Genomic DNA, 26,904 nt, shown 5'->3' on the forward strand with positions numbered 1-26,904 from the left:
CAGGCCACACGGTGGCGGAATGTCCGGCCGGATTCGGTGGTGCCGCCTTGTCGTGTGGTGCCGGTCAGCCAGGTGAGGAAGTCGGTGAACTCGGCCTTGCGTGTGATGTCGATGCGTGACTGGGTGGTCGAGGCGCCGCAGTGTTTGCATCGCCAGCGTGTCCGCCCGGCGGTGGTCTTGCCGTTTTTGACGAGCTTGTTTGCGCATACACCACAGTGGGGGTGATTCCTTGGATTGGGCACTGAACATGCTTGCAGACCATGTTCAACCCGGTCTTGCCCGTCTGTCTACTGGGCAAGCGCCCTATCCTGTACACACATTCTTGCCGCTAACCCGAACGTTCCGGCAGCCCGGCATCGTTGCCGAGGGGCCGCTTTTGCCCCGTGTTTACAAGGGAAAAGCCCGGAATCTCAATGATTCCGGGCTTCAACCTCACTGCGGAGGATAGGGGATTTGAACCCCTGAGGGCGTTAACCCAACACGCGTTCCAGGCGTGCGCCATAGGCCGCTAGGCGAATCCTCCGCAGATAACTTTACATGACCCGACACCCCGGCGCGAATCGAAAAGGCCTCACGTGAGGCAACACACAACGATGCACACAACCACCCAGTGGTCGACTCGCGTCCCGCCTCCTGCGCTCCACCCCGTTTCGCTTCCACCGGTCCAATCCACTACACTTGTCAGTGGCTCTTCGTGCGGCGTCATCTTGCGAATCCCCCAGGACCGAAAGGTAGCAAGGGTAAGGAAGCTCTGGCGGGTGCACGGAGAGTCCTTTACTTTCCCCTCCCCGCGGCAGCCCCTGTAACCACCTTCCCCGCCTCTCCCGTCGGCATATTACGATTCCGCAACAGTTCCCGTTGCTCTTTGAGAACGTTTGCCGCCCCCAGGCGTCGGATGCACGAGTTCTCACTGGAAAACGTCGGAGATTCGCATCACAAATACCTATCGCCGTACAGGACCGCCTCCTAACATGAATTGATCGCCTTCTTCCACCCGGGCACATCCGTGTGGAGGGCAGGTACTGAGCACCTTCTGGAGAGAGGCCCCCGTGTCACGTCGTCTTTACCCGATCGCCGCAGCCCTTGCGGCGGTTGTCGCCCTGAGCTCATGCACCGGCACGACCCCTGGCGGTGACGATGCGAAGAAGGCCGGCGCCAAAGCGGACGCCCCCGAAATCAGCGTCACCGCTCCCGATAAGACCATCAAGGCAGGCGGCAAGCTCAAGCTGAGCGTGGCCAATGGCAAGTTCCAGAAGGTCGAAGTCACCGATGCGGATCATTCCTCCGCCCCGGCCGACACCGGCGTGATGAACCCCAAGACCAAGTCGACCGCCACAGCGACGGAAACCGCCAAGGCCGGCGGAAACCTCGCTCTGACGTCGACCGACCAGACCACAGCGGCCACCGATCCGACGGACACCTCGGATGCGGAATCCAGTGCAGCCACCGACGACTCCGGCTCACTCTCCGATACCCAGGCCAGTGCGGAGCCCACCGAACAGGGCACCACGTGGAGCTCGAAGTACGGCCTGGCCGGTAGCTCGACGTACAACTGGAAGGCCACCGTCGTCGACGACAACGGCAACACCCAGGAGAAGACCGGCACCGTCAAGACCGCCAAGCCCAAGGGCGAGGCAACCGGCATCAACCCGATCATCTCCGACGGCCAGACCGTGGGCGTGGGCGCACCGATCCTGTTGTACTTCAACACCATCGTCACCGACAAGAACAAGGCCGCCGTCGAATCCCGCCTCAAGGTCACGGCCACGGACAAGGATGGGAAGAAGCGCAACGTCGAGGGCACCTGGGCCTGGCTGCCGGTCGAGGACGGCATCTCCCGTCTGAACTACCGGCCCAAGGAATACTGGCCGGCCCACACCAACGTCAAGGTCGAGCTGCCGCTGAAGAACGTGCAGTACGCCGCCAATCGCTTCGGCAAGAAGGACGTGAACTTCAGCTTCAAGGTCGGCCGCGAGCAGATCGCCACCGGCAATGCGAAGACCCACCGCTTCAAGGTCGAGCGCAACGGCAAGGAGATCTGGAACTGGCCGGCTTCGCTGGGCCGCCCCGCCGCCCCCAGCTACAACGGCGTCCACGTCGTCATGTCCAAACACGCGAACTACACGATGAAGTCCGAGCGCTGGAACTACACGACCCCCACCCAGTGGTCCGTGCGCATCCAGAACAACGGCGAATTCGTCCACGCGGCTCCCTGGTCGGAGGGCTCGCAGGGTTCGGCGAACGTGTCCCACGGCTGCATCAACCTGTCCAACAGCCGCGCGTACAAGTACTACAAGTCGGCTCTCTATGGCGACCCCGTCATCATCAAGGGCTCCTCGGTGAAGCTGTCGAAGTCCAATAGCGATGTCATCGACTGGGTCTACGACTGGGACGAATACAAGGAGATGTCCGCGCTCTAAGCAGCACGCGCTCACTCCGAACAACGCAGGATCAGAAGTGGCCGAGGCCGCACCCAACCGGGTGCGGCCTCGGCCACTTTGGGAATACATCCGATGACTTTCTGGTTGGAACAAGTGAAGACGCACAGATCGTCAGAACGATACTGCCTTGCGCCTAGACACCCAGCCCACAAGACAAAGGAAACATACTATGACTACTGTTCCGTCATTCGCACCCGACATGCTCGCCGGTAAGGTCGCCGTCGTCACCGGAGGCACCTCGGGCATTGGCCTGGCCACCGCGTCGACCCTGGCCCGCCTGGGCGCAACCGTCATCGCCGTCGGCCTGGGCTCCGATAAGACCCAGGTTCCCGAGGACGTCACCCTGGACCTGCGCGAACTCGATGTCACCGACGATGCAGGCGTCAAGGCCCTGATCGACAGCCTGGACCGCCTGGACATCCTGGTCCCAGCCGCCGGCATCAGCATGGGCGACCGCGAGGTCGAATGGGAGGCCTTCAACAAGGTCCTGTCCATCCAGCTCAACGCCGTCTACCGCATCACCGAACTGGCCCACGATCTGCTGGCCGCCTCGCACGGCTCGATCGTCAACATCGCCTCGATGTACTCGTTCTTCGGAGGCGGCAAGCGCGTCGCCTACTCGGCTGCCAAGGGCGCCGTCGCCCAGATCACCAAGTCCCTGGCCGAGGCATGGGCCCCCGAGGGCATTCGCGTCAACGCCGTCGCCCCGGGCTGGATCGACACCCCGCTGCTGGCCACCCTGGACGACTCCGGCAAGGAGCGCCTGCTCTCCCGCACCCCGGCCAACCGCTTCGGCCGCCCCGAAGAGGTCGGGCAGGTCATCGCCTTCCTGGTCTCCGACGCCGCGTCCTTCGTCACCGGCACCGTGGTCCCGGTCGACGGCGGCTACCTGACCACCGGCATCTGAGACACACCCGCGCCGGTGCCGTTTACAGCGGATCGGCCGGGCGAGGGGCCGGCCAGACAGCGGCCCGACCGGTCAGCCGACCGGCCCCTCCAAGCCAATCGGTCCCTGTGGGACGGATCCATCGAGGATTCCGTCCCACAGGGACCGATTCGCGTCCGGGCACGACGGCCCTGGTGCTCAGGCCTCCATCAGCCGCGAACGGATGAGGAAGCGCTTGCCCGTGGGCGACTCCACACTGAACCCCGAACCACGCCCGGGCACCACGTCCAGGGTCAGGTACGTGTGTTTCCAGTACTCGAACTGTTCGGCTGACATCCAGAATTCCAGCTCCGCCTGATCCTCCGGCACCCCCGGCAGAGTGAACCGTCCCAACAACACGTCCGCATCGCCGGTGATGAACTCGCCTGCCGGATAGCACATGGGCGAGGAGCCATCGCAGCACCCGCCCGACTGATGGAACATCAGCTGCCCATACTGCCCCACCAGCTGCTGCAACAGCTCCAGTGCCGCAGCCGTCATATCGACCCGGGGCCGGGTCTCACCCTCGATCGCCGACTCCGAGGCGAGCACGGCCTCGACGCCGGTGTCCTGTTCGTTCGTAGATGCGCCGACACCCGCGGCGGGGGTGTCCCCCGTCGCGGGTGCTGCGCCGAAATCGGTATTCATGACGACACCGATCGATCCCTTCCGTTTAGAAGAAGCCCTGTTTGCCCTCGGCATAGCTGACCAGCAGGTTCTTGGTCTGCTGATAGTGGTCGAGCATCATCAGATGGTTCTCGCGGCCAATGCCCGAGGACTTGTAACCGCCGAAGGCCGCGTGTGCGGGGTACGAGTGGTAGTTGTTGACCCATACACGACCGGCCTGGATGTCCCGGCCCGCCCGGTAGGCGGTGTTGCCGTTGCGGCTCCACACACCGGCGCCCAGACCGTACAGGGTGTCATTGGCCTGTGCGATCACATTGTCATAATCGGTGAACGAGGTCAGCGCCAACACCGGTCCGAAGATCTCCTCCTGGAAGATCCGCATCTTGTTGTCCCCGTGGAACACCGTGGGCTGGATGTAGAAGCCATCGGCCAGGTCCCCATCCAGGTGTGCCTGTTCGCCGCCGATCAGGACCTTCGCGCCCTCCTGCTTGCCGATGTCCAAATAGGACTTGATCTTCTCCAGCTGATCGTTCGAGGCCTGCGCGCCGATCATCGTGTCCGTGTCCAGCGGGTTGCCGATCTTGGTATTGCGAACGCGCTCGATGCCGGCTCCGACGAAGCTGTCGAAGATGGAATCCTGAACGAACGAACGCGAGGGGCAGGTGCAGACCTCGCCCGAGTTCAGGCTGAACATCGCGAAGCCCTCGAGTGCCTTGTCGTAGAACGCATCGTCCTTCGCCGCCACATCCTCGAAGAAGATGTTCGGGCTCTTGCCACCCAGCTCCAGGGTGACGGGAATCAGGTTCTGGGATGCGTACTGCATGATGAGGCGACCCGTGGTCGTCTCACCGGTGAAGGCGATCTTCGAGATCCGCTTATTGCTGGCCAGCGGCTTGCCACATTCCACGCCGAAGCCGTTGACGATGTTGACCACGCCCGGGGGCAGCAGATCGCCGATGATCTCCATGACCACCAGGATGGACACCGGGGTCTGCTCTGCCGGCTTGAGGACCACGCAGTTGCCGGCGGCCAGGGCCGGCGCCAGCTTCCACACGGCCATCAGAATGGGGAAGTTCCACGGGATGATCTGGCCGACCACGCCCAGCGGCTCGTGATAGTGGTAGGCGACCGTGTCCTCGTCGATCTGGGACAGGCTGCCCTCCTGCGCGCGGATGGCGCCGGCGAAGTAGCGGAAGTGGTCGACGGCCAGCGGCAGGTCCGCTGCCAGCGGTTCCCTGATCGCCTTGCCGTTGTCCCAGGTCTCGGCGACCGCGATCTTCTCCAGGTTCGCCTCGATCCGGTCGGCGATCTTGTTCAGAATCACCGCGCGCTCCGCCACGCTGGTCTTGCCCCAGGTGAGCTTCGCCTTGTGGGCCGCGTCGAGCGCGACTTCGATGTCCTCGGCATCGGACTGTGCGACCTCTGTGAAGGGCTTGCCGTTGACGGGGCTGACGTTTTCGAAGTAGCGCCCCTTGACCGGCGGGACCCATTCGCCGCCGATGTAGTTCTCGTAACGGGGCTTGAAGTCGATGAGTGCGCCCGGCGTGCCCGGTGCTGCGTAAACCGCCATGATGTCTCCTCGTTGAGTAATCGTGGTCCCGCTGTGCGGGTATGTCCACTGTAAGTCTGCTCATGCACAGTTGCACCCGCGTTGCATGGATTTTCTGGGAGGGCCGGCTCCCAACACAAGCGTAAACACCACGCGAGCGCGGGAACGACCGGCTGTAGTGAGTCGTTTCCGCGCTCAGGTGGTGTCTGCGCGCTCAAGCACTAGGCTCGGGGCATGGACTTCAAGCAACCGCCCGTCGTCCGCATCAGCCGGGACACCACTGGTGGCGCCGAGAACGGATCGGCCGGGGCAGAACCAGGCGCTGCCTACCCCTATTCGATCCCCGCCGTGGCCCAGCTGCTCACCGAGGGCCTGACCCTGGACCCCGGGGTGACGTTCCTGGTCGGCGAGAACGGCTCGGGCAAATCCACGATCTTAGAGGGCATCGCCCTGGCCTTCGGCTTCGCCCCCGAGGGTGGGTCGATCCACTCCCAGCACAGCACCTGGCCATCGGAGTCCGACCTGTATACACGCCTGTACATCCAGCGGGGGATCGGGACCAAACGGTGGGGCTTCTTCCTACGCTCGGAGACCACCCATTCCCTCTACACCTACCTGGAGGAGGTCTCGCCCGGAACTGGGCTGCACCAGATGAGCCACGGCGAATCGTATCTGGAGCTCTTCTCCGACTACTTCTCCCGACCCGGCTTCTACTGCATGGACGAGCCCGAGGCCGCGCTGTCCTTCGGCTCCACCCTGCGCCTGCTGCGCATCCTGGACCAGATCAGATCCGCCGGCGGGCAGGCGCTGATCGCCACCCACTCCCCTATCCTGGCCTCGCTGCCGGGGGCCACCGTCATCGAGGTGGGCGACTGGGGCATGCGACAGGTGCAGTGGCGCGACCTCGAGCTGGTCGACCACTGGTGTCGCTATCTTCAGGCCCCGGAACGCTATCTGCGACACCTGCTCGATTGAGGCCTCGGGCGCGGCCGGCTACGCCAGGTCCATCATCTGGTCCTTGGGCACGCGCCCCATCACGTAGAACTCGGGGTTCGGCTGAATCCCGCCGACGATCGCCATGCGGTTCGACAGGCCGAAGAAACCGGTGACCGCCGCGATGTCCCAGATGTCCTCGGCGTCCAGGCCCTGTTGAAGCACCGGGACATAGTCGGCCTGGCGCACCAGTTCGGGCGAGCGCGCCAGCTTGACTGCCAAGTCGACGATCGCCTGCTGGCGCGGCGCCAGACCGGCGTGCCGCGGGTTGACCGCGACCTTGTCCGCAATGTGCTTATCGCGCGCATAGATGCGCAGGAAGGCGCCATGGGACACGACGCAGTACAGGCAGCCGTTGGCCGCCGAGGTCGCGGTCACGATGAGCTCGCGGTCCGCCTTGGTCAGGTTGCCGGTCTCCTTGGTCATGAGCGCGTCGTAGTAGTTCACGAAGGCCCAGAACTCCGCCGGGCGCCGGGCCAGGGCGATGAAGACGTTCGGGGTGAAGCCCGCCTTCTCGGTCTGCTGAGCCAGGTACTCGCGGATGTCCTCGGGAATGTCGGCCGGGTCCGGCAATGGGAATTCGACAGGTGGGAACGAAGTGGGTGAGATGTCGTCTTTGGCATTCATGGTCCAACCCTAACGCCTGCCGGCCCCTATCGCGCGGCCTGGTGCGGCACCACCACGCGCCGGATGATGATGAGCAGGCTGGCCGTCACCGGCACCGCCAGCAGGGCGCCCAGCACCCCGGCGATCGTGGCCCCGGCGACCGCCCCGATGATCACCAGGGCACCCGGCACGTTGACGGCCGCGCGCATGATCCGGGGGCTGAACACATAGGACTCGATCTGCATGTAGACCAGATAGTAGATGCCCGCGATGATCGCCATGGTCGGCGATACGAACAGGCACGATACGACGATGACGACGGATGCCGACAGGGTCCCCACCAGCGGGATCATCGAGCCAATGAAGGCGATCAGGGCCAGTAGCGCGGGCAACGGCGCCTGCAGGATGACCAGGAACACCGCGGAGAGGACTCCGTTGATGGCCGCCAGGCTGACCTGGCCCAGCACGTAGCCGCCGACCGAGCGCATGATCTCCTCGGCCACGGATTCCGTCCCGGTGCGCCGGGACGCGGGGACCAGCGCAAACGCCCAGGCCTTGATCGTCGGCAGGGTCGCGGAGAAGTAGACGGTCAGGATCAGCACGATGATCACGCCTGTCGTGCCGTTGGCGATCGTCGAGCCGACGCTGACGAGCCCACCGCCCACGCTCACCAGGTTCTGCGGATCGCTGGCCCAGGTGGTGGCGTTGGCGACCATCGTGTCGACGTCCAGCGAACCGCCGAATCTGCTCTCCAGGTCCTTGACCCATTCCTGTTCGGCGATATCGCCGATGATCGTGGGCAGATTGCCGATGAACGCCTGGATCTGCGCGACCAGGGTCGGCACGATCAACAGGAGGACGCCGGTGACCACCAGAAGGAAGGCCACCGCCACGATGACCACTGCAATGGAGCGTTTGATCCCCCGTTTGGCCAGGAAGCGCACGATCGGGTCCAGGCCCAGGGTGATGAAGAAGGCGATGGCCACATAGGTGACGACGGTGGACAGGGTGTCGATGCCCTGCAGCAGCCACCAGCCCATACCCCCGCCGAGCACCAGCAGGAAGCCCACCAGGAAGGCCTGGCCCGGCCGGGCCAGCACCGCGCCCACGAGGTTCTTCGGGCGCGCGGCCGCGGGCAGCGGGGAATCCGACGATTCGTCACTCATGAACCCCAGCATAGGCGGACCCGGCCCGTGCCCGGCTACGGTGGGAAGCAGCCGCGGCGCAGCGGGAAGCGGCTACAGCAGTGAGCGGCTGCGGCGCAACAGAATCGTGATGACCAGGCAGATCACCATGCACGCGCCGATCACCCAGGTCACGCCGGGCCAGGACGCCAGCTCCCAGGCCCGCGGCGTGACATTGCCCGCCAGCGAGGACCCCGCATAGTAGAACAGCATGTACAGCGATGCCGCCTGCGCGGGGACCCCGGCTCCGGCGGCCCCGCGCTGGGCCACCCACGCCGAGGCCAGCGAGTGCACCATGAAGAACCCGGTACTCAACAGCAGCAGGCCCAGGATGATCACCCACAGGGGCCGCATGGCCAGGGCCGCCACGCCCAATAGGGCGACGACCGGTCCGAACACCACGACGGAACGCAGACTGGTCCTATCCGCCAGGCGCCCGGCGAATGCCCCGGCCTGGCCCCCGATCGGATACACCAGGTAGAACAGCCCGACCACGCCCACACTGAGCAGGTACGGCGCCTGTTCCAGCCGGAAGCCGATGACGTTGAAGGTTCCGACGAAGGCGCCCATGCCCAGTGCGCCCAGCAGATACAGGCCGATCAGCACGGGGTCGCGCAGGGCGCGACCGAACTTGGCCACCAGCTCGGCGACGGAATCGCGGTGCGGGGTGAAGCCTCGGGATTCCGGGAGCAGGATCCAGCAGCCGGCGGCGCACAAGGCGGACACCAGAACCGTGGCCGCGAGCGCCAAATGGGATGTGTCGAGCCAGGCCACGTGGCTCACTCCCAGTCGGCCGAGCAGTTCGATGACCCCGGCGGACACCAACCGGCCGGTCAGGCCGCCGATCGTGGTGCCGAAGATGTACTGGCCGGTGGCGGTGGTGGCATAGGAGGGGTGGATCTCCTCGCGCAGGTAGACAGCGGCTGTGCCGGGCAGTCCGGCCAGCACCAGGCCCATGCAGAAGCGCCCGCACAGGAACAGTGGCCAGCTGGGGATGAGGGAAACGACGATGCTGAGCACGACCGCCAGGGCCAGGGACCAGCGAATCAGCCGGACCCGCCCGATCCGCTCGGATACGGGCACCGCCAGGATCAGGCCGATGCCAAGGCCTGCGGTCGCCACGGACACCGACAGGGCGGCCGTAGCGGGGCTGATGCTGTAATCGCGCGCGAAATACGGCAAAATGGCTTGAGTGTTGTAGAGGAGGACGAAGGTCGCGATTCCAGCCATGAGCAGGCCGGCCTCGATTCTCCGTGTTGCGGGTTCTCCCTTGAGGTATCCGGCGAATTCGCTCACACGTCCATGGTAGGCGCCCGCCTCCCGCCCGCAACGGGGGCACCCGGGCGCCGCGATCGAGGAGACAAGAGTGACCGACGATTCCACCCCCGCGCCGGGCCCGGCCGGGGAAGCCACAACCGCGCAGATCCCACAGGTGGAGGAAGCCACGGCCGCTTCCGGGGCTGTGGCCGAGGGTCCAGCCACCGCTGAAGTCGCCGACCCGCTGGCAGCGCTCCCCGGACACCGGCAGGCGCTGCACGACTTCGTGGTGGCCCCGGAGAACCTGACGCTGCCGGACTTCTCCGGCATCGACTCGGCGGCTCTGCTGGAGGTCCTGGAGTTCGTCGAATCCTTCCAGGCCGCCCGCCTCGCCGAACTCCTCGCCGATCCGGCCGCACCCACCTTCATCAACACCACGCTGCGCATCGACGAGGCCACCGCTCCGGCGTTCTGCCTGGCCGCGGTGGCGCGCGTCATCGGCTCGAACATCATGACCGAGGCCATCACCGACGCGGTCAACACCGTGTTCCGTCGGCTCGCCGCCCTGCAGACCGGCCTGCTGTTGGACGCCGACCTCTACGCCAGGCTCGACGAGGTCCCCACGGCCGCGTTGACCCCGGAGGACCGTCGCCACCACGAACTCATGGTCGCCGATTTCGTCCACGCCGGTGCCAAACTCGACCCCGATGCCCGCGCCCGTGTGCGCGACCTGTCCGCGGAGATCACCCGGCTGGAGACGGACTTCGACGTCGAGGTCCTGGCCGAGTCCGATTCCCTGGCCCTGCAGGTGCCGTACGACCGGGCGGCCGCGGCGCTGGCCGGCCTCGACGCGGAGACACTGGCCGGGCTGCGCGAACCGACGGGGGCATCGGCGGGGGATGCAGCCGAAGCCGGCTACACCCTGCCGCTGGTCAACACGACCCAGCAGCCGGCCCTGGAGCACTTGGACGATCCGGCGACCCGCGCCGCGCTGCTGGAGCGCTCCATGTCCCGCGGCGGTCGCGGGGGCGCGCACGATACGCGCACCATCATCGCCGACCTGACCGCCCTGCGGGCCGCGCTGGCCGCCGAACTGGGCTATCGCAGCTTCGCAGACTACTCGATTTCCACACAGGCCGCGGGCTCCCCCGACGCGGCCTCGGCGCTGTTGTCCCGGATGCTCGAACCCGCGCAGGCGCAGGCCGCTGCGGAACTGGACGCGGTACGCTCGGCCTACGGCCTGGACGAACTGGGACCTGCCGATGTCACGCACTATCTGGCGCGCTACAAGCAGGACCATTTCGCACTGGACCCCCGGGAGCTGCGGAGCTACTTCGAGTTCGACCGGGTGTTGGTCGACGGCGCGTTCTATGCCGCCACACAGCTCTACGGGGTCGAATTCGTCCGCACCGAACTGTCCGGCTGGCACCCCGATGTGACCGTCTACGCCGCGGTGGAGGACGGCGCCGTCACCGGGTTGGTCTGTGTCGACCCCTATGCCCGACCGATCAAGGGCGGCGGCGCGTGGATGGACCAGCTGGTCTCCCCCGGCCGCTATCTGGGTCAGGCACCGATCCTGACCCTGTCGACGAACTTCGCCAAACCGGCCGAGGGCGCGCCCCTGCTGCTGAGCGTGGACAACGTCCGCACCGTCTTCCACGAGTTCGGCCATGTGCTCCACGGGCTGTTCTCCGATTCCCTGTACTCGACCAGGTCGGGGACGTCAGTGCCACGCGACTTCGTCGAGTTCCCCTCGCAGTTCAACGAGATGTGGATGTTCCACCCCGCGGTGCTGCCGAACTATGCGGTGGACCATCGGACCGGTCGCAGCCTGCCCCAGGAGACCGTGGAGCGCCTGCACACGGCCGAGCGCTTCGGGCAGGGCTTCTCCACCGTGGAGCTCCTGTCCGCCGCGCTGCTGGACCTGGGCTGGCACTCGCTGCAGGCGGGCGAACAGGTCGACGCCGTACTGTCCTTCGAAGCCGCGGTCCTGGACAGCGCCGGATTCGATTCGCTCATTCCGCCGCGCTACCGCTCCACCTACTTCCGCCACATCTTCTCCGGTGGGTACGCCGCCGGCTACTACGCCTATCTGTGGTCCGAGGTGCTGGCCGCCTACACCCAGGAGTGGTTCACCGCACGCGGTCTGAGCCCCGAGGCCGGCGAGGCCTTCCGCGCTCATATCCTGGCGCCCGGCTACTCCGCTGATCCGAGCGAGTACGTGCGCGAGTTCTTCGGCGAGGACCCGGGCGTGGGTCCGCTGCTGCGCAGCCGCGGCCTGGCTCCGGTCGAGGACGCAGATGCGGATGCTGACGGTGCCGCTGTCGCCGGGACTGGCGGCGGGACCGGGGCCGGACAGGCCGAAGACGCCGCGAGGATGGGAAACCCGGGTGCGGGCCCGGACGAACGGGACTCCTGATGCACGCGCGCAATCGGGCCGTCGAGGCCGACCTGCGCGCGGCTGGCATTGACGCGCGGATCAGGATCTTCTCCGAGCACACTCCATCGGCGCGTGCCGCAGCCGCTGCACTGGGCGTCGAGCTCGGCGCAATAGCCAACAGCCTCGTCTTCATGGCGGTGCCGAACGCGGACGCCTGCGGGCCCGCGGGCGGCGCGCAGCCGATTCCCACCGACGAGGCCGGGCCGACCGACCCGGCGGGCAGCGCCGGCGAGCCGTTCGCGGTGCTGCTCATGACCTCGGGCGCGCACCGGGTCGATACCGGTTATGCGGCGGCCCGGCTGGGGGTCGCGAGGCTCAAGCGGGCCACGCCCGAACAGGTGCGCGCCGCGACCGGCCAGGTGATCGGCGGGGTGTCGCCCTGTGGGCACCCGGCGCCACTGCCGATCTACGTCGACCGGGCACTGCGGGACCATGATGTGCTGTGGGCCGCCGGCGGCACCGCCGATGCGATGTTCCCGCTGAGCTATGCACAGCTGCTCGCCCTGACCGGTGGCGAGGAGATCGATGTCGAGCCCTGATCGGGAAGGCCGCCTGGCTCTGCGGATTGCGGGCTTCGCTGCGGGAGTGGCCGCCGGTTACGGCCTGGACGTGGCCAGGGCCCAACTGCAATCGCGCTTCTACCCCCATTACTGGAACACCCACCCCTATCCCGAGGGACCAGAGCCACGATCCAAGGGGCTCCCGGCACCGGTGACCATGCACGTGGTGGGTGATTCTGCGGCTGCGGGGGTGGGCCCGGGCTTCATCGATCCCCGCAAGGGCTACGTGGGCCTGGTGGAGAAGCGTCTGGAGAATCTGGCGGGCCGGCGCGTGCGCACCTCCAACCTGGCGATCCCGGGGGCCAGTTCGTGGCTGCTCATGGAACATCAGCTGCCGAGGTTCCGCGCACTGCGGGAGCGGGTCGGCCCGGCCGATGTCACCCTGTGCATCATCGGCGCCAATGACATCGCCGGCCGCGAATACACGCTGGACGGTTTCATCTGGACGGCCGAACGGCTCTACGCACAGCTGCCCGCCGGCACCGTGGTCGGGACGATCCCCAGCTTCGGATTCGACCTGGTCAACCGCAGGGTGACCGACGCCAACGCCGTGATCCGGGCCCTGGCAGCCCGGCACGATCTGGAGCTGGCAGATCTGTTCGCCATCACCTCGGCGCTGGATCTACGCAGTTATCTTGCCCGCACGGGCGGCGACTTCTTCCACCCCAATGCGGCCGGCTACCGCCTGTGGACCCACGCGATCTGGCCGGCAGTGCGCCGGGCGTACCTGCGCGAGCCCTGAGTCCAAGCCGCACGCGAACACGTCCTTTCCCCGCGAACACGTCCCTATAGCAGCGTGTTCGTGGGGAAACGACGTGTTCAGGAAGCCGGACCGGCCCCCTGCACCGCACTGTCCGACTCCTCCACGATCGCCAGGGCCGCCCGGAAGGCCGACTGCCCATCGCCCGACTGCACCGCCGCGACGATGTCACCGTGCCAGCGCAGGGCATTGGCATTGGCTATCTGCGGCATCAGGTCGTGATGGGTGCGCCCGGCCAACAGCGCATCGACCACACCGGTCAGGCCGGCGAAGAACTCATTGCCCGAGGCCTGTAGCAGCACCCGGTGGAAATCCATGTCATGGCGCAGATAGTCCTCGGTCCGGGCATCGCGCGCGGTGGCGACCATGCCGACATAGGCGGCGGCCAGTGCCGCGCACTGTTCGCCCGAGGCCCTTTCAGCGGCTCGGCGCGCGGCACTCGGCTCCACCGCCGCGCGCAGTTCGGCCAGGGTCCCCAGCAGTTGGGCGCGCTGCGGACCTGCCAGCCGCCAGCGCAGCACATCGGGGTTGTAGGGGCTCCAGGACTCCTGCGGCTGCACCGTGATGCCCACCCTCTGGCGGCTGGCCACCAGGCCCATGGACTCCAGTACCCGCACGACCTCGCGGATCACCCCGCGCGACACCCCGAACTGGGCTGCAACTGCATCGGTCGACACGATGGCCCCCACCGGGCGCTCACCGGACACGATCTCCTGGCCCCATTGCTCCACCACCGAGGTGTGGAGGTCTCTACCGGTCAGTGCCATAGCCACCCATCGTCGTCATAGCTCAAGGATACGAACTGGGTGGCTATGGACCGAAACCGGCAGGGCCCTCGCCATCGGCGGCGGGTCCGGCCGCGGAGGCCGCAGCGGGTAGGACCCCTTAGAGTCCCGGGGGCTCCAGGATCGACGGATCGTCCACCGAGGCGCCCTGGGTGGTCAACCGGCGGGAGTACACCGTGCCGTCCTGCACGATGAACAGGTCCCGCCGGTCCGCGCCACCGAAGGCCACCGCGTCGACCCCGTGGTGGACCACCGGCCCGGCCAGGAAGATCGCCACGCGCCCGATAGGTTCGCACACCTGCACTCCGGCGGGCGTTGCGAAGTACGCCCATTCCGCGGTGTCGAAGGTCGCCGAGGCGCTGCCGCCCCAATCGTCATAAGTCTCCAGGCGGAAGAACGGCGCCCCGAACTGCGGCAGCCGCGCCTCGTCGAGCTGGTAGATCCACTGATTGCGGTCCTCGGCATCGGCGATGATGAGCATCGAACCGTCCGCGCCCAGTGCCAGGGCCGAGGCCTCCTTCTGCGGCAGCGCGACCTCGCCGCGCACCGCGCCGGTGTCCAGGTTCACGACCCGCAGCACCGCCGTCACGCTACCCGCGCGCCTGGCTCCGGGGGCGGCGGAACCCGGCGTCATGGCCTCGGTCGAGGTGATGGGCCGGACCGCGTCCGCTGCCACCTCGTCGATCACGGCCAGGTCGCCGCCACCCAGCCAGCAGGCCGCGCGCACGTGCAGATCCGGCAGGATCGTCCGGCCGGCCGGGCCCTCGGCGCCGCTATCTGCAGCAGGGCCGGTGCCGAGGTCCCAGACCGTCAGGCCCCCGCGTGCGGGGTCCGCAGTCACCAGGCGGCCCGCTCCCGCGGCGGCGAGTACCGCGGCGGGTTCCGGAAGCACCCGGGTGCCGGCGGCCTCGGCTGCCTCAGCAGACGCAGCGTTCCCGGCACCGGTGGAGCCGAGCGCGACACGGTACACGCCGTCGTCCAGGCTCGCGTACACGCTGCCGTCGCTCGCCTGGGCCAGACCGGTGGCGCGTCCAGCGGGCAGCCCGGTCATCGGCTGCCAGTCGCGGATGCCGGTGATCGTCTCCCAGACGCTGCCGCGGGTGTCCCAGCCCGCCTGGCCGCGCGCCGGCGGCTCATGCGATTCCAGCGGGGCCGGGTAGTCCCGCCACAGCCAGCGCATCGCATCGGGCCACAGTTCCCCGGCGAGCACCGTGGAGTGGTCGCCTTCGAAGAAGTCGAGTTCCGCATCGTAGCCGGAGAATTTCAACGCCTCGTACATGGTCTGCGCGGCATTGGGCCAGGAGCCCGCGTAGAACGTGCCCCAGGGCTGTGCCGCGGACAGGTGGTCGCCGTCGCCGGCCAGGATCCGCACCCGCAGCGGGCGGGCCTCGGTCTTGCGGACAAGTTCGGCCAGGGTGTCCCCGCCGCGCATCGCGACGAAGGTCGGAACCTGCGGGATGACGCGCCGGAACTGGTCCGGGCGGTGCCAGGCGGCCAGGAAGCAGGCGATGCCGCCGGTCGACGAGCCCATGATCGCGCGATCGTTCGGATCGTTCGACAGCGGAATCTCCGCGTGCACGGCCGGCAGCAGTTCCTCGGCCAGGAAGTTCGCGTACCGAGGCGACAGCGAGTCGTACTCGTACGACCGGTCGTAGCGGCCCAGGTACGTCCCGTCGGTGTGCTTGCCGCTCAGCGTGGGCAGCACGCCCGGGTCGATGAACACCGCCGCCATCCGCGGCACGTCGCCGGCCGCGATGAGCGCGTCGAGGCGCTGGGGCACCAGTTCCTTGTTCCGGATCGAGGTCCCGTCGAGCGCGATGAGCAGGGGCAGCGGGCCGTCGGGCACTCCGTCGGCCCGCGGCGCCGGGCGGTAGATCGCGTACTCGTGCGGAACCCCGGGGAAGTACTTCCCCGGCGCCAGAGTGCGCTCCTCGATCGTGCCCGCAGGGGCGTTCGGGTCGACTCCGCTGGGCAGCTCGCTCGCGTCGGCGGGATTGTTCGTCACTGTCATTCTCCTACTGCATCTTCCAATCGAAGTAGTTCCACAGCATGCCGGGGGCCACCGTGGTGGGCTTGATCCCCGTCAGGCCCTTCTTGTAGCCCACCAGATCGGGGGCCTGGAACAGGGGCAGGCCGTAGGCGTCATCGGCCAGCTGCTTTTCGATCTTGGCCTCGAACTGGCCCTGCTTCGAGGTGTCGAGCGTGCGGTGCAGCTCGCCGAACAGCTTGTCGACCTGCGGATCGCTGTACTTCGTGTAATTGTCCTGACCCGTGGTGATATGGCGGGTCTCCGGCAGGGTGGCGCCGGCATTGTCCGCGCTCCAGCCGAACAGGGCGGCGTCCCAGCGCGAGGAGTCCGACAGGTGCTCGCTGGCCTGCGCATCGGCACCGTCGACGACGTCGAAACCGGCCTTCTCCGCGCTCTCCTTCATGATCTGGAACTGCTGCTCGCGGCGGACATTGCCCTTGGTGTAGAGGATCCTCACCTTGGGCTTGGAGACGCCGGCTTCGGCCAGCAGTTTCTTGGCCGCCTCGGGATCGTTCTTGCTGTACTCTTTGGACAGGCCGTTGGCCGCGACCATCTCATCGTAGCCATCGGATCCGGGGACCTTGAGGTACGAATCGCGGACCACGGCCTTGTCGTTGAGCGGCTTGATGATGTCATCGACGATCTTCTGCCGCGGAACCGTCTTGAGGAAGGCCTGGCGGACCTTGAGCGCCTTGGCCTTGTCGCCGCCGTAGGTCTTCGGATCGAAGGGCCCGCCATTGGCGAAGGCCAGGTCGATGTGCTCGAAGACGGGGCTGTCGCCGTTTTGCATTTCGACCCCGTCGAGCGCCTCGATCGACTTGCGGATATCGGCGGTCGCCGTCGGGTTGATGAGATCGACCTCGCCGTTCTGCAGGGCCTGGACCGCAGCGGTCGGGTCCTGGTTGAAGCGGAAGGTCACGGTCTTGAACGCGGGCTTGCGCTCGCCCTCGTAGTCATCGCGGCGGGTCAGGGTGAGGAACTGGCCCTCCTGGAACTCCGTCATCTTGTACGGGCCGGTGCCCACCAGCAGATCCGGATCGTCCGGCATCTTGGTCATGTCGAATCCGGTGTTCCAGAAGTTCGCGATCTTCGCCAGGGCGGTCTTGTCGTCGTCCTTGAATACCTTGAGGATGGCGGCGTTGGCCTTGGCCGGATCGTCGATCCCCAGGGCCTTCTTCGCCACGATGTGGGCGGGCAGGCCGGAGTCCATCTGGGTCAGATTGAACTGCCAGTCGGCGAAGGGCTCCGCGTATTCGAAGGTCAGGGTCTTGTTCTCATCGGCGATCTCCGGGAACTTCTTGATGACCGCCAGGCTGGGCTCGCCGGCGTTGAAGACGACGTTCTCGCCCTTCTGCGCTTTGACCGCACCGGTCTTGTCCGCGACCTTGTCCGCGTCCTTGGTGTTGAAGTTACCGCTGCGCGCACCCCAGGCCAGGACCAGGTCCGCCGCCGAATAGGGCGTGCCATCGGACCACTTGGCCGTGTCCGCGATCGAGTACTTGACCTTCAGGGGGCTGTCGGAGACCTTCTCCACCGTGCCGAAGGACTTGTTCGGCTGCACCTTGAGGTCCGAGTCCGTGTAGCTGAAGGTGTCGTCCATGAAGTACTTGATCGTACCGTTGGCCGAGTTGCTGTTGCCCGTGGTCGAGTTCAGGTTCGACGAGTAGAACGCCGCGCTCTGCATGATCTTGATCTCGCCGTCATCGCCACTGCCGCCGGAGGCCGCTTCGCCTCCACCGTTGTTGGGCGTGCAGGCGGACAGCAGTAACGCCGATGTCACTGCGGCCGCGCCCAGGGCCAAGAAGTGCTTCTTCACTTCTCCCACCTCTCCTGCATATGATTACTTATGCATGGATCTCTAAATAGTATGAGTATTGTCACCATACTCTATGAATAGGCAGATGGACAGGGCATAGTCAGAATGCGATACACCGACAGCCCGGCTCAGCAGCCCCCTCCCCAACTCAGCCCAGCAAAGGACGGAAACGGACGTGAACGGAACTGAAATGGTCCCCGGCGACCCGGCCGGGACCTCGGTGCCGGCGACTGCGTCCGAAACGGACCAGGCCCCGGACGCCACCACCCCGCCCATCCTCGTGGTGATGGGCGTCTCCGGCAGCGGCAAGAGCACCCTGGCCACCCGCCTGGCCACGGCCCTGGGCTGGGACCTGGCCGAGGGCGATGACCTGCACCCGCAGGCCAATATCGACAAGATGGCGCTGGGTCACCCGCTCACCGACGCCGACCGTGCGCCCTGGCTGGACCTGATCGCCGCCTGGATCGCAGAGCACACAGCTGCCGGCCGACCCGGAATCGTCGCCTGTTCCGCCCTCAAGCGCCGCTACCGCGACAGGCTGCGCGCACCTGGCGTCATCTTCGTCCACCCGCACGGACCGCGGGCCACCGTGCACGAACGCATGCACCGGCGCCGCGACCACTTCATGCCCGAGTCCCTGCTGGACTCCCAGTACGCGGACTTAGAACAGTTGGCCGCCGATGAATCCGGCATCGTCGTGGACCTGGCACTGTCCCCGGATGCCCAGGCAGCCGAGGTCTTGGCCCGCTTGGGCCTGGCGGCCGCCGGTCACAGCGCGCCGGACGAACCGGCTTCCGCCCCCACAGCATCGTCATCGTCGTTCTCCGCTCGGAAGGAATAGAGATATGCATCTTGGAATGATCGGACTGGGCCGCATGGGCGCCAATATCGTGCGGCGCGTGATGCGCGCCGGCCACACCTGCGTGGTCAGCGATGTGAACCCGGAGGCCGTCGCGGAACTGGCAGGTGAGGGAGCACAACCGGCGGCGGACCTCGGCGACCTCATCGCGCAACTGCCCAGCCCGCGCGTCGTCTGGCTGATGGTGCCGGCCTCGCTGACCGATGCGCTGGTCGACCAGGTCGCAGCGTTGCTGGAGCCCGGCGACATCCTGATCGACGGTGGCAACTCGAACTACCGCGACGACGTCGTGCGCGCCGGCCGCCTGGCCGAATCCGGCATCGAGTACATGGACATCGGCACCTCAGGCGGAGTGTTCGGCCTGGGCCGCGGCTACTGCCTGATGGTCGGCGGATCGGATCGCGCATTCGACACGATCGAGCCCCTGCTGTCCACCATCTCGCCGGGCACCGGCGACATCCCCCGCACACCAGGGCGCGAGGGCGAGCGGGCCCCGGAGGAACAGGGCTATCTGCACTGTGGCAAGGCCGGCGCCGGGCACTTCGTGAAGATGGTGCACAACGGGATCGAGTACGGGATGATGGCCGCCTTCGCCGAGGGCCTGAACCTCTTGGAGAACGCGGATGCGGGCCTGCGTACAGCGGAGGACTCCGCCGAGGTCGCACCCCTGGCCGATCCGCACTTCTACGAGTTCGACATCGACACCGCCAAGGTCACCGAACTGTGGCGCCGTGGCTCCGTCGTGTCCTCCTGGCTGCTGGACCTGACCGCAGCAGCCCTGCAGGAGAACCCCACGCTGGATGGCCTGGCCGGGCGGGTGTCCGATTCCGGCGAGGGACGCTGGACCGTGCAGGCCGCAGTGGACACGGGTGTGCCGGTGCCGGTCCTGTCCGCCGCGCTGTTCGAACGCTTCGCATCGCGCGGTCAGGACCACTTCGCGAACCAGACCCTGTCGGCCATGCGCCAGCAGTTCGGCGGCCACCGCGAGCGCTGAGCCCGGAACCGGCCTGAGCACCTGAACACGTCGTTTCCCCGTGCACACGTCCCTATAGGGACGTGTGCACGGGGAAACGACGTGTTTTCGTGACGGACCGCGCTCAGCGACCGGCGGACACTGGCCTGAGTCTGCCGGTCTGGACGCAGAAGACGATGAACAGCACCAGGCCCAGCAGCGCCGCGCAGAACCCCAGGATCACCGCGCCGCCGATCAGCAGGCCCTCCACCAGGGTCTGTCCTATGGTGATGGGCTCTCCCACCTTGTAGGTCCCGGCCCCGTCACAGCGCACGATATAGGTGCCGTCCGCGGGGGCCTCGTAGGTGGCCGAGCCGTACCACCGGGTGCCGGAGTCGTCGTCATAGCTGTACGAGGAGTCGACTCGGGCGAACGGGGAGAGCTTCTGCTCCCTGGTATCGACCACCTCGCACTCATCCGCGTCCGTCCGTTCGTCCGCATATACGGAGAACCGGTCGCCGGACTCCAGCCGCAGTTCGATCGTCTCCGTGAACTCCTGATCCGTCTGTTTTCCCAGGACTCCGAATCCGGGGGTCAGCACCACCATGACCACCGCTACGATGACGCCGATGATGCACAGGCCCACGCCCGACCCCAGCAGCCACAGCGACGCCTTGCCAAGCGGTGTCCAGGGCTTCTTTCGCGGCCGCTGTGGATATCCTCCGTACATCATGGGCCTCAGACTAACAGTGACCTCCGACACAACACGTCGTTCCCCCGTGAACACGCCCCTATAGCAGCGTGTTCACGGGGAAACGACGTGTTTGGGCGACGGGCCCCTGCTACCCGCGCATCCGGCGCATCAGGTAGACGAAGTAGGGCGCGCCCACCAGTGCGATCATCAGGCCGGCCGGCAGCTGGGAGGGGGCGATGAGCGTGCGCCCCAGGGTGTCGGCGACCAGCACCAGCAGACCGCCCAGCAGCATGGACACCGGAATGATCCTCCCATGCCTGGCGCCCACCAGACTGCGCGCCAAATGCGGGGCGACCAGTCCGACGAAGCCCACCGTGCCCACCGCCACCACGGCCACCCCGGCCAGCACCGCGGCGATCGCCAGCAGGGTCAGGCGGGTCGCCTGGGGACGGATCCCCAGGATCCGGGGCGTGTCCTCGTCGACCGACATGAGGTCCAAGTCCCGCCGCAGCCCGGCCAGCAGCGGTATCGCCAGCACCAGCACAATGGCCACCGGCCAGACATCGGCCAGGGTCCGACCATAGGTCGTGCCCGACAGCCAGGTCATGATCCGCGGGGTCTGCCAGGGGTCGTTGCTCAACAGCAGATAGGTCGTCAGGGCGCTGAGCGCATAGCCCGTGCCGATGCCCACCAGCACGAAGCGGTCGGGCAGTAGTCCACCGCGCCAGGCCAGCAGGGTGATCAGCGCGAAGGTGGCAAGACCGGCCAGTACCGCCATGAGGACCATCGCACCCTGTCCCCCGCCCAGGAATCCGGTGGTGACGACGAAGACCGCACCCAATCCGGCGCCGGCCGTGATGCCCAGCAGTCCGGGCTCGGCCAGCGGATTGCGCACGGTCCCCTGGACCACCGTGCCGGACAGGCCCAGGGCGGCACCGGCCAACACGGCGGCGGCGATCCGGGCGGCGCGGTCGTCGAGCGCATAATCGATGAGCCCGGGCGCGCGGCCCTGGATCCACAGGGAGACATCGCCCAGCTTCAGCCACAGGCTGCCGGCCAGCAGGGCGATGAGCACGCAGGCCACCAGCAGCACCGCCGCGACGATCACCGCGGCGGTGAAGACCCGGCGGGCCCGTGCGGGACCCGAGCGAGCGGCAGAGGCCCGTCCCCTCCCCCACAGGCGCGCGCCCGGGCGAGCACCACCGTGCGTGGGGCGGCTGCCACTGCGTGCGGGGCGGCCGGCCGGTGCGGCCTCGGCGGAGGAACCCGCGGCCGAGGCGTCGCGCATCCGCAGCGCCAGGACCACGATGACGATCCCGCCCAGCAGCGAGGTGGGGATGCCGGTGGGGATCGAGGTCGCGCCCTCGGCGCCCAGGATCCCGCGCAGCACGGCATCGGCCAGCAGGATCACCAGCGAGCCCAGCAGTCCGGCGGCGGGAATGAGGAAGATGTGCCGGTTCAGCGCCCGGATCTTGACCGCCAGCAGGCGTGCCAGCACGGGCGCGCCCAGACCCACGAAGGCGATCGGCCCGGCCAGGGTGACGGACACGGCTGCCAGCAACACCGCGGCCAGGATCGCCACGATCCGGGTGGAGCGCACCGGCACGCCCAGGCCCGCCGCGCTGTCCTCGCCCAGGCCCAGCACGTCGAGTCGGCGGGCGAACAGCAGCGCCACCACGAGCACCACGACGATCAGCGGGACCGCGCGCAGCGAGGCGTCGATGTTGAGCTGGCCCAGGGAACCCGAACCCCAGGCGAACAGGCCGGTGGTGTTCTCCTTGAACAGGATGAGCAGCATCGCAGTGCCCGCGTCCAGGGCCATGGCGATCGCGGAGCCGGCCAGGATCAGCCGGGTGGTCCCCGTGCCCGAGGTCCGGCCCGTGATCCCGAGGACCAGCGCGGCGGCCAGCAGACCGCCGACGAAGGCAACCCCCGAGGAGGCCAGCAGCGGCACCGTGATGCCGAAGGCCGCGACCAGGGTCAGAGCGAAATAGGCCCCGGCGGTCACCGCCAGGGTGTCGGGGCTGGCCAGCTGGTTGCGGGTGATCGACTGCAGCAGGCAGCCGGCCACGCCCAGGGCGAAGCCGACCAGGACGCCCGCGGCCAGGCGCGGCAGCCGGGATCCGGAGAAGATCTCGTCTGCGCCCACGCCACCCACCTCGACGCGCGCGCCGAACAGCCCGCGCACCAGGTCCACGGCGCCCAGGCCCGAGGTCCCCTGCGTCAGGTGCCACAGTCCGGTGGCCGCTACGGCCACGGCCAGGACCACCAGCAGGACGATCCCGCCGGCGGCCCTGGCCGCGCCGACCCGCTCGGGGGCCCCGCCCTGTTCCGGGGCGATCCCCCGTGCCGGTGCCTCGGCCCGTGCAGCGCCGCCCTCCCGGTCGGTAGCGGCCCTTTCCGGACCGGCCGGCCGGGCCCCATTGCGCTGCATCACTTGGAGGCGGCTCCGGATGCCGAATCGGAGGCGGAGTCAGAGGCCGAATCGGCACCCGCGCCGGCCGCGTTGTCCTGGATGACCTTGACGAAGGCGTCGATGGCCTGTTCGCCGGACTTCGGACCGCCGGCGCCCCAGACACCGGCCGGGAAGGCGTAGGCGCGGTTGTCCTTGACAGCCGGCAGGTTCTTCCAGATCTTGCTCTTCTTCAGATCGGTCACGTAATTGTCGGCTTGGCCGTCGTCGCCGTAGAACAGGTTGGCGCTGCCCACGGCGGTCAGGCCCTCGATATCGGTCTGTGCCAGGCCATAGGCGGGATCCACGCCGCCGGAGCCGTAGCCCTTGTTGACCTCGTCGGTCCAGGCCCCCTGCATGCCCAGCTGTTCGCCCAGCTCGGTGAACAGCGCGCCCTTGCCGTAGGGGCGCACCACCACATTGCCGCCCTCCTTCCAGCCGTCGAAGAACACGAAGTCCTTCACCGGCATATCGACCTTGGCGACCTTCTCCTTGGCCGTGGCCAGGTGGGAGTCGAAGTCCGAGAGCACGGCGTCGGCGCGCTCGGTCCGGCCGGTGGCCTCGGCGACCTGCTTGAAGACCTTGCGCATATTGTCCAGCTGGCCGTTCTTCGCGTCGGCGCCCACCGTCGCCAGGACCGGCACATCGCGCTCCTCGAGCTTCTTGAGGATCTTGTCGTCCTTGGAGTACGCCTCGACGATGATGAGGTCGGGGTTGGTCCCGTAGATGGCGTCCAGGTCCGGTTCGCCGCGCTCGCCCACATCCTTGGTGGAATCCGGCAGCTTCTCCGCGCTGACGTAGGTCGTGTAGTCCTTGGTGCTGGCCGCGCCCACGGGGTTCACGCATAGGCTCAGCAGGTCCTCGGTCTGCTGCCATTCGAGGACCGCGACCCGGCTGGCCGGCTTGTCCAGCTTGACCTGGCGGCCCAGCATATCCGTCATGTCGACCGGGTCGGTCGAGGTCTGGGTCTTGTCGTCGGCGCAGTTGGCCGAGGCGGGGCTCGCCGAGGCATCTGCGCCGGCGTCCACATCGGTGGTGCCGCAGGCGCTCAGCAGCAGGGCGGTCGTGCCCAGTGCCGCCAGGGCGAGGCCGTGGCGGGTCTGAATTCTTCTCATCGTGTGTTTCCTTCTGACTGGTGGTGTTCGGTTACGCGCAGGTCGTGCCGGCTCACCGGATCGATGCGCAGGTGTCCGGTGGATTCGTCCAGGTGAACGTCGACCCGCAAGTCGTAGGCGGTGCTGATATTGGTCGCGGTGAGTACGTCGAGGGCGGGGCCGGCCGCCAGAATCCGGCCGGCGTGCAGCAGGACCACATCGTCGGCGACGCGCGCGGCGTGGTCCAGGTCGTGCAGGACCACTCCAACGGCGACCCCGTAGTCCTCGGCCAGATCGCGGATCAGGTCGAGGGTCTCCGTCTGATAGCGCAGGTCCAGGTGATTCGTCGGTTCGTCGAGCAGCACGATGCCGGTCTCCTGGGCCAGACAGCAGGCCAGCCAGACTCGTTGCAGCTCCCCGCCGGAGAGCTCCCCGGCTGAGCGCTCCGCCATCGCGGAGACCCCGGTGATGTCCAGGGCGCGGTCCACCGCTGCGTGGTCGGCGGGACTCAGCCCGGCGAAGCGCTTGCGGTAGGGGTGGCGGCCGAACTCCACGACCTCGCGCACGGACAGTCCGGACGGGGCCGAGCGGGTCTGGGCGAACAGCGTGACCTCGCGGGCGAACTCGCGTGGGCTCATGCTCAGCGCATCGCGCTCGCCGGAGCCGATGCTCACACCTCCGGATTCCGGGGAGTGCAGGCGCGCCAGGGTGCGCAGCAGCGTCGACTTGCCCGAACCATTCGGACCCACCAGGGCTGTGACCCGGCCGGGGACCAATTCGATGGAGACACCGTGGACCACCTCGGTGCGGCCGAAGCCCAGGACCAGGTCGTGACCCGCCAAGCGCTGCGGAGTCCGCGTGTCCAAGGGTTCGAGTGCAGTCATGTATCGCCTATCGCTGGTGAGGTAAGCCGTGCCTAGGCAAGTGTAAGAAGATCGCGCTATGTCCGCAATCATGATGCCTAGACATTCGATACGGAGTTTCGGACAGAGTCAGCGGCCGGTAGCGTAGGCCCCCGGAGTCGTCCCCAGCACCCGCTTGAACGAGGCGATGAAGGTACTGGGCTGTGCGTAGCCCAGGCGCTCGGCGACCTCCTGGACTTCCAGACCCGCTGCGATCAACTCCAGAGCCCGGTGCACCCGCAGGGTCTGGCGCCATTGCACGAAGGACAGACCGGTGGCCTGCCGGAACGCACGGGTCACTGTGCGTTCACTCACATCGAGTGAGACCGCCCAGTCCGACAGACTTCGGTCATTGGCGGGATCGGCCAGCAGGGCCGCAACGATCGGTGCCACGCGCCGGCCACGCGGCACCTGCAAGGAGATCTGCCGGGTGGCCGGCGCCAGCACATCGAAGACCACCGCCTCGGCCCGCAGCCGGGGACCTGACTCCAGGTCGGGATCCTCCAGGTGCGTCAGCAGGGACTCCAGAACCGGCGTCATCTGGATCCCGGTGGGTTCGGAGAAGACCACCGGGGACCGCTCGGTGTCGAAATAGGCATCGCACAGTTCGGTGTGCGCAGTCATCCGGCCCGAATGCACAGTGCCGGCGGGGATCCACAGACCCTGTCCCTCCGGCACGGTCAACACCCGGTCGGCCAGGCGGACCGTCATGGTGCCCCCACGCACCCACACCAGTTCGTGCAGCGCGTGTGCATGCGGTTCGAATTCCAGTGGCACCGGGGCCAGTGCCTGCTCGGCGAAGATCGCGAAGGGCGCTGCGATGACTTCGGGGGAATCGACCTCCTCGAGCACGAAGGTCCTGCGCTCGCGCCGCCAAGCCCCGCGGCCGGGCTGCGCCTGCGCATCGGCCCGGGCTGCGGGCGATGAGGGCACGGTCGGCTGGGGCATGGCCCTCAGTCTAGCCAGATGGCCCGAAACCGGAGGGATGACCCGGTACACGGGGGCATTCCCCCGGTTTCGGGTCATCTGGAGTAACGTGCACTCCGATGACTGTCACGACCCCCACACCCGAAGACATCCGCACGACCACTCCCGTCCTGGACCTGCAGCAGGTGACGTTCCGGCGCGGCCAGACGCACATCCTGCACGGCATCGACTGGACCGTCCGCCCGGGCGAGCACTGGGCGCTGTTGGGCCCCAACGGCGCGGGCAAGTCCACCATCATGGGCTTCGCCGGCGCGCAGACGCATCCCAGCTCCGGCACCGTGGACGTGCTGGGCAATCGCCTGGGCCGCGTCGACATGCAGACCCTGCGCCGGGACATCGGGCACGTGAACCCGCGTCATCCGGTGCGCAGCGCGCTGACGATCACACAGGTCGTGCTGACCGGACTGACCGGCACGGTGGAACTGCCCCCGCGCTTCACCCCCACCGCCGAACAGGTGGACGCCGCCCGCGCACTCGCGCAGGAGTTCGGACTGGGCGCACGCCTCGACGCACCCTGGCCGGTGCTCAGCCAGGGCGAGCGCGGCAAGGCGCTGATCGCCCGGGCGATCCTGGCCGACCCACAACTGCTGCTGCTCGACGAACCGACCACCGGCTTGGACGTCGCGGCGCGCGAACAGTTCCTCGAAGCGGTGGATGAGCTGACCGAACGCCGCCCGGAACTGACCACGGTGCTGGTGACCCACCACCTGGAGGAACTGCCGGAGACGACCACCCATGCACTGGTGATCAGCCACGGCGCGGTCCTCGCCCAGGGCGCGGTGGACGAGGTCATCACCGATGAGATCATCACGCGCGCCTTCGAGTACCCGATCGCGGTGACCCGCACACAGGGCCGCTGGTCGGCCCGGGCCGTCCGCCACAGGGCTTGAGCCTCAGGGCTACACGCCTCGGGGCCCGGCCCACAGGGCCTGAGCCTTCCCATATACCGACAAGGTTATGTTTCCCTTAAAGGGAACCGCTAATATGGGGTA

Annotated in this window: 22 protein-coding genes, 1 tRNA gene, 1 other RNA gene and 1 pseudogene; 10 read left to right on the forward strand and 15 right to left on the reverse strand. The window is 67.5% G+C overall.

All coding sequences use genetic code 11. The features are described 5' to 3' along the window. Window positions 1-65: 65 nt before the first annotated feature. Window positions 66-242: pseudogene (locus NQ034_RS12410) on the reverse strand (IS1/IS1595 family N-terminal zinc-binding domain-containing protein); the annotation flags it as partial. Window positions 243-438: 196 nt separating this feature from the next. Next, window positions 439-523 (reverse strand) — tRNA-Ser (locus NQ034_RS12415). A 160-nt stretch (window positions 524-683) separates the two neighbouring features. Between NQ034_RS12415 and ffs the strand changes: the two genes are divergently transcribed. From ffs to NQ034_RS12430, 3 genes are all read left to right on the forward strand, one after another. Beyond that, window positions 684-778: signal recognition particle sRNA small type (gene ffs, locus NQ034_RS12420), an RNA gene on the forward strand. Window positions 779-1,049: 271 nt separating this feature from the next. Continuing rightward, window positions 1,050-2,420, forward strand: coding sequence for a L,D-transpeptidase (locus NQ034_RS12425; protein ID WP_257049202.1), 1,371 nt, complete (start codon window positions 1,050-1,052; stop codon window positions 2,418-2,420). A 190-nt stretch (window positions 2,421-2,610) separates the two neighbouring features. Then, entirely contained in the window at window positions 2,611-3,348 is a 738-nt protein-coding gene (locus tag NQ034_RS12430) for an SDR family NAD(P)-dependent oxidoreductase (protein WP_257049203.1), read from the forward strand. Between the two features lie 177 nt (window positions 3,349-3,525). Here NQ034_RS12430 and NQ034_RS12435 read toward each other — a convergent pair whose 3' ends face one another. Continuing rightward, a complete protein-coding gene (locus NQ034_RS12435; RefSeq protein WP_373567211.1) occupies window positions 3,526-4,014 on the reverse strand; it encodes a DUF779 domain-containing protein in 489 nt (162 codons plus the stop codon). 25 nt (window positions 4,015-4,039) lie between these two features. Further along, a complete protein-coding gene (gene exaC / locus NQ034_RS12440; protein ID WP_257049205.1) occupies window positions 4,040-5,563 on the reverse strand; it encodes an acetaldehyde dehydrogenase ExaC in 1,524 nt (507 codons plus the stop codon). Between the two features lie 213 nt (window positions 5,564-5,776). Between exaC and NQ034_RS12445 the strand changes: the two genes are divergently transcribed. Then, window positions 5,777-6,517, forward strand: a complete 741-nt coding sequence (locus NQ034_RS12445) for an AAA family ATPase (RefSeq protein ID WP_257049206.1) — start codon at window positions 5,777-5,779, stop codon at window positions 6,515-6,517. A gap of 18 nt (window positions 6,518-6,535) precedes the next feature. On the opposite strand, the gene NQ034_RS12450 is transcribed toward NQ034_RS12445, so the two are convergent. From NQ034_RS12450 to NQ034_RS12460, 3 genes are all read right to left on the reverse strand, one after another. Then, window positions 6,536-7,162, reverse strand: coding sequence for a peroxidase-related enzyme (locus NQ034_RS12450; RefSeq protein WP_257049208.1), 627 nt, complete (start codon window positions 7,160-7,162; stop codon window positions 6,536-6,538). A gap of 26 nt (window positions 7,163-7,188) precedes the next feature. Continuing rightward, window positions 7,189-8,307, reverse strand: coding sequence for an AI-2E family transporter (locus NQ034_RS12455; protein ID WP_257049210.1), 1,119 nt, complete (start codon window positions 8,305-8,307; stop codon window positions 7,189-7,191). 72 nt (window positions 8,308-8,379) lie between these two features. Next, window positions 8,380-9,621 carry an MFS transporter gene (locus NQ034_RS12460; RefSeq protein ID WP_257049211.1) on the reverse strand — a complete coding sequence of 414 codons (1,242 nt, stop codon included), beginning with the start codon at window positions 9,619-9,621 and terminating at the stop codon, window positions 8,380-8,382. Between the two features lie 70 nt (window positions 9,622-9,691). On the opposite strand from NQ034_RS12460, the gene NQ034_RS12465 reads away from it, so the two are divergent. The 3 genes from NQ034_RS12465 to NQ034_RS12475 are packed head-to-tail and all read left to right on the forward strand — an operon-like array spanning window position 9,692 to window position 13,324. Beyond that, a complete protein-coding gene (locus NQ034_RS12465) occupies window positions 9,692-12,001 on the forward strand; it encodes a M3 family metallopeptidase (RefSeq protein ID WP_257049213.1) in 2,310 nt (769 codons plus the stop codon). Then, window positions 12,001-12,561, forward strand: a complete 561-nt coding sequence (locus tag NQ034_RS12470) for a YbaK/EbsC family protein (RefSeq protein WP_257049214.1) — start codon at window positions 12,001-12,003, stop codon at window positions 12,559-12,561. The genes NQ034_RS12465 and NQ034_RS12470 overlap by 1 nt, the downstream gene beginning before the upstream one ends. Next, window positions 12,548-13,324: an SGNH/GDSL hydrolase family protein gene (locus NQ034_RS12475; RefSeq protein WP_257049216.1), complete on the forward strand. Its 777-nt coding sequence runs from the start codon at window positions 12,548-12,550 to the stop codon at window positions 13,322-13,324. Before NQ034_RS12470 ends, NQ034_RS12475 begins: the two co-directional genes overlap by 14 nt. A 77-nt stretch (window positions 13,325-13,401) precedes the next feature. On the opposite strand, the gene NQ034_RS12480 is transcribed toward NQ034_RS12475, so the two are convergent. From NQ034_RS12480 to NQ034_RS12490, 3 genes are all read right to left on the reverse strand, one after another. Continuing rightward, window positions 13,402-14,109: a FadR/GntR family transcriptional regulator gene (locus NQ034_RS12480; protein ID WP_257049217.1), complete on the reverse strand. Its 708-nt coding sequence runs from the start codon at window positions 14,107-14,109 to the stop codon at window positions 13,402-13,404. A 118-nt stretch (window positions 14,110-14,227) separates the two neighbouring features. After that, complete coding sequence (locus NQ034_RS12485; RefSeq protein WP_257049218.1) at window positions 14,228-16,132, reverse strand: alpha/beta hydrolase-fold protein; 1,905 nt, start codon at window positions 16,130-16,132, stop codon at window positions 14,228-14,230. A 10-nt stretch (window positions 16,133-16,142) separates the two neighbouring features. Further along, window positions 16,143-17,972 (reverse strand): ABC transporter family substrate-binding protein, encoded by a 1,830-nt coding sequence (locus NQ034_RS12490; protein ID WP_257049219.1) that lies wholly within the window; start codon window positions 17,970-17,972, stop codon window positions 16,143-16,145. Between the two features lie 175 nt (window positions 17,973-18,147). Between NQ034_RS12490 and NQ034_RS12495 the strand changes: the two genes are divergently transcribed. Together NQ034_RS12495 and gnd are read left to right on the forward strand one after the other, a co-directional pair. Further along, window positions 18,148-18,813: a gluconokinase gene (locus NQ034_RS12495; RefSeq protein ID WP_257049220.1), complete on the forward strand. Its 666-nt coding sequence runs from the start codon at window positions 18,148-18,150 to the stop codon at window positions 18,811-18,813. A 4-nt stretch (window positions 18,814-18,817) separates the two neighbouring features. Continuing rightward, entirely contained in the window at window positions 18,818-19,825 is a 1,008-nt protein-coding gene (gene gnd, locus NQ034_RS12500; protein WP_257049222.1) for a phosphogluconate dehydrogenase (NAD(+)-dependent, decarboxylating), read from the forward strand. Between the two features lie 103 nt (window positions 19,826-19,928). Here gnd and NQ034_RS12505 read toward each other — a convergent pair whose 3' ends face one another. From NQ034_RS12505 to NQ034_RS12525, 5 genes are all read right to left on the reverse strand, one after another. After that, window positions 19,929-20,516 carry a hypothetical protein gene (locus tag NQ034_RS12505; protein WP_257049223.1) on the reverse strand — a complete coding sequence of 196 codons (588 nt, stop codon included), beginning with the start codon at window positions 20,514-20,516 and terminating at the stop codon, window positions 19,929-19,931. A gap of 109 nt (window positions 20,517-20,625) precedes the next feature. After that, complete coding sequence (locus NQ034_RS12510) at window positions 20,626-22,911, reverse strand: iron ABC transporter permease (RefSeq protein ID WP_257049224.1); 2,286 nt, start codon at window positions 22,909-22,911, stop codon at window positions 20,626-20,628. Further along, window positions 22,911-24,044 carry an ABC transporter substrate-binding protein gene (locus NQ034_RS12515; protein WP_257049226.1) on the reverse strand — a complete coding sequence of 378 codons (1,134 nt, stop codon included), beginning with the start codon at window positions 24,042-24,044 and terminating at the stop codon, window positions 22,911-22,913. Before NQ034_RS12515 ends, NQ034_RS12510 begins: the two co-directional genes overlap by 1 nt. Next, window positions 24,041-24,907: an ABC transporter ATP-binding protein gene (locus NQ034_RS12520; protein ID WP_257049227.1), complete on the reverse strand. Its 867-nt coding sequence runs from the start codon at window positions 24,905-24,907 to the stop codon at window positions 24,041-24,043. The genes NQ034_RS12515 and NQ034_RS12520 overlap by 4 nt, the downstream gene beginning before the upstream one ends. Before the next feature lie 108 nt (window positions 24,908-25,015). Beyond that, entirely contained in the window at window positions 25,016-25,873 is an 858-nt protein-coding gene (locus NQ034_RS12525; RefSeq protein WP_257049228.1) for a helix-turn-helix transcriptional regulator, read from the reverse strand. 98 nt (window positions 25,874-25,971) lie between these two features. Between NQ034_RS12525 and NQ034_RS12530 the strand changes: the two genes are divergently transcribed. After that, a complete protein-coding gene (locus tag NQ034_RS12530; RefSeq protein ID WP_257049229.1) occupies window positions 25,972-26,802 on the forward strand; it encodes an ABC transporter ATP-binding protein in 831 nt (276 codons plus the stop codon). The last annotated feature ends 102 nt before the right edge of the window (window positions 26,803-26,904 follow it).

Source organism: Brevibacterium moorei (assembly GCF_024580735.1).
GTDB lineage: Bacteria > Actinomycetota > Actinomycetes > Actinomycetales > Brevibacteriaceae > Brevibacterium > Brevibacterium moorei.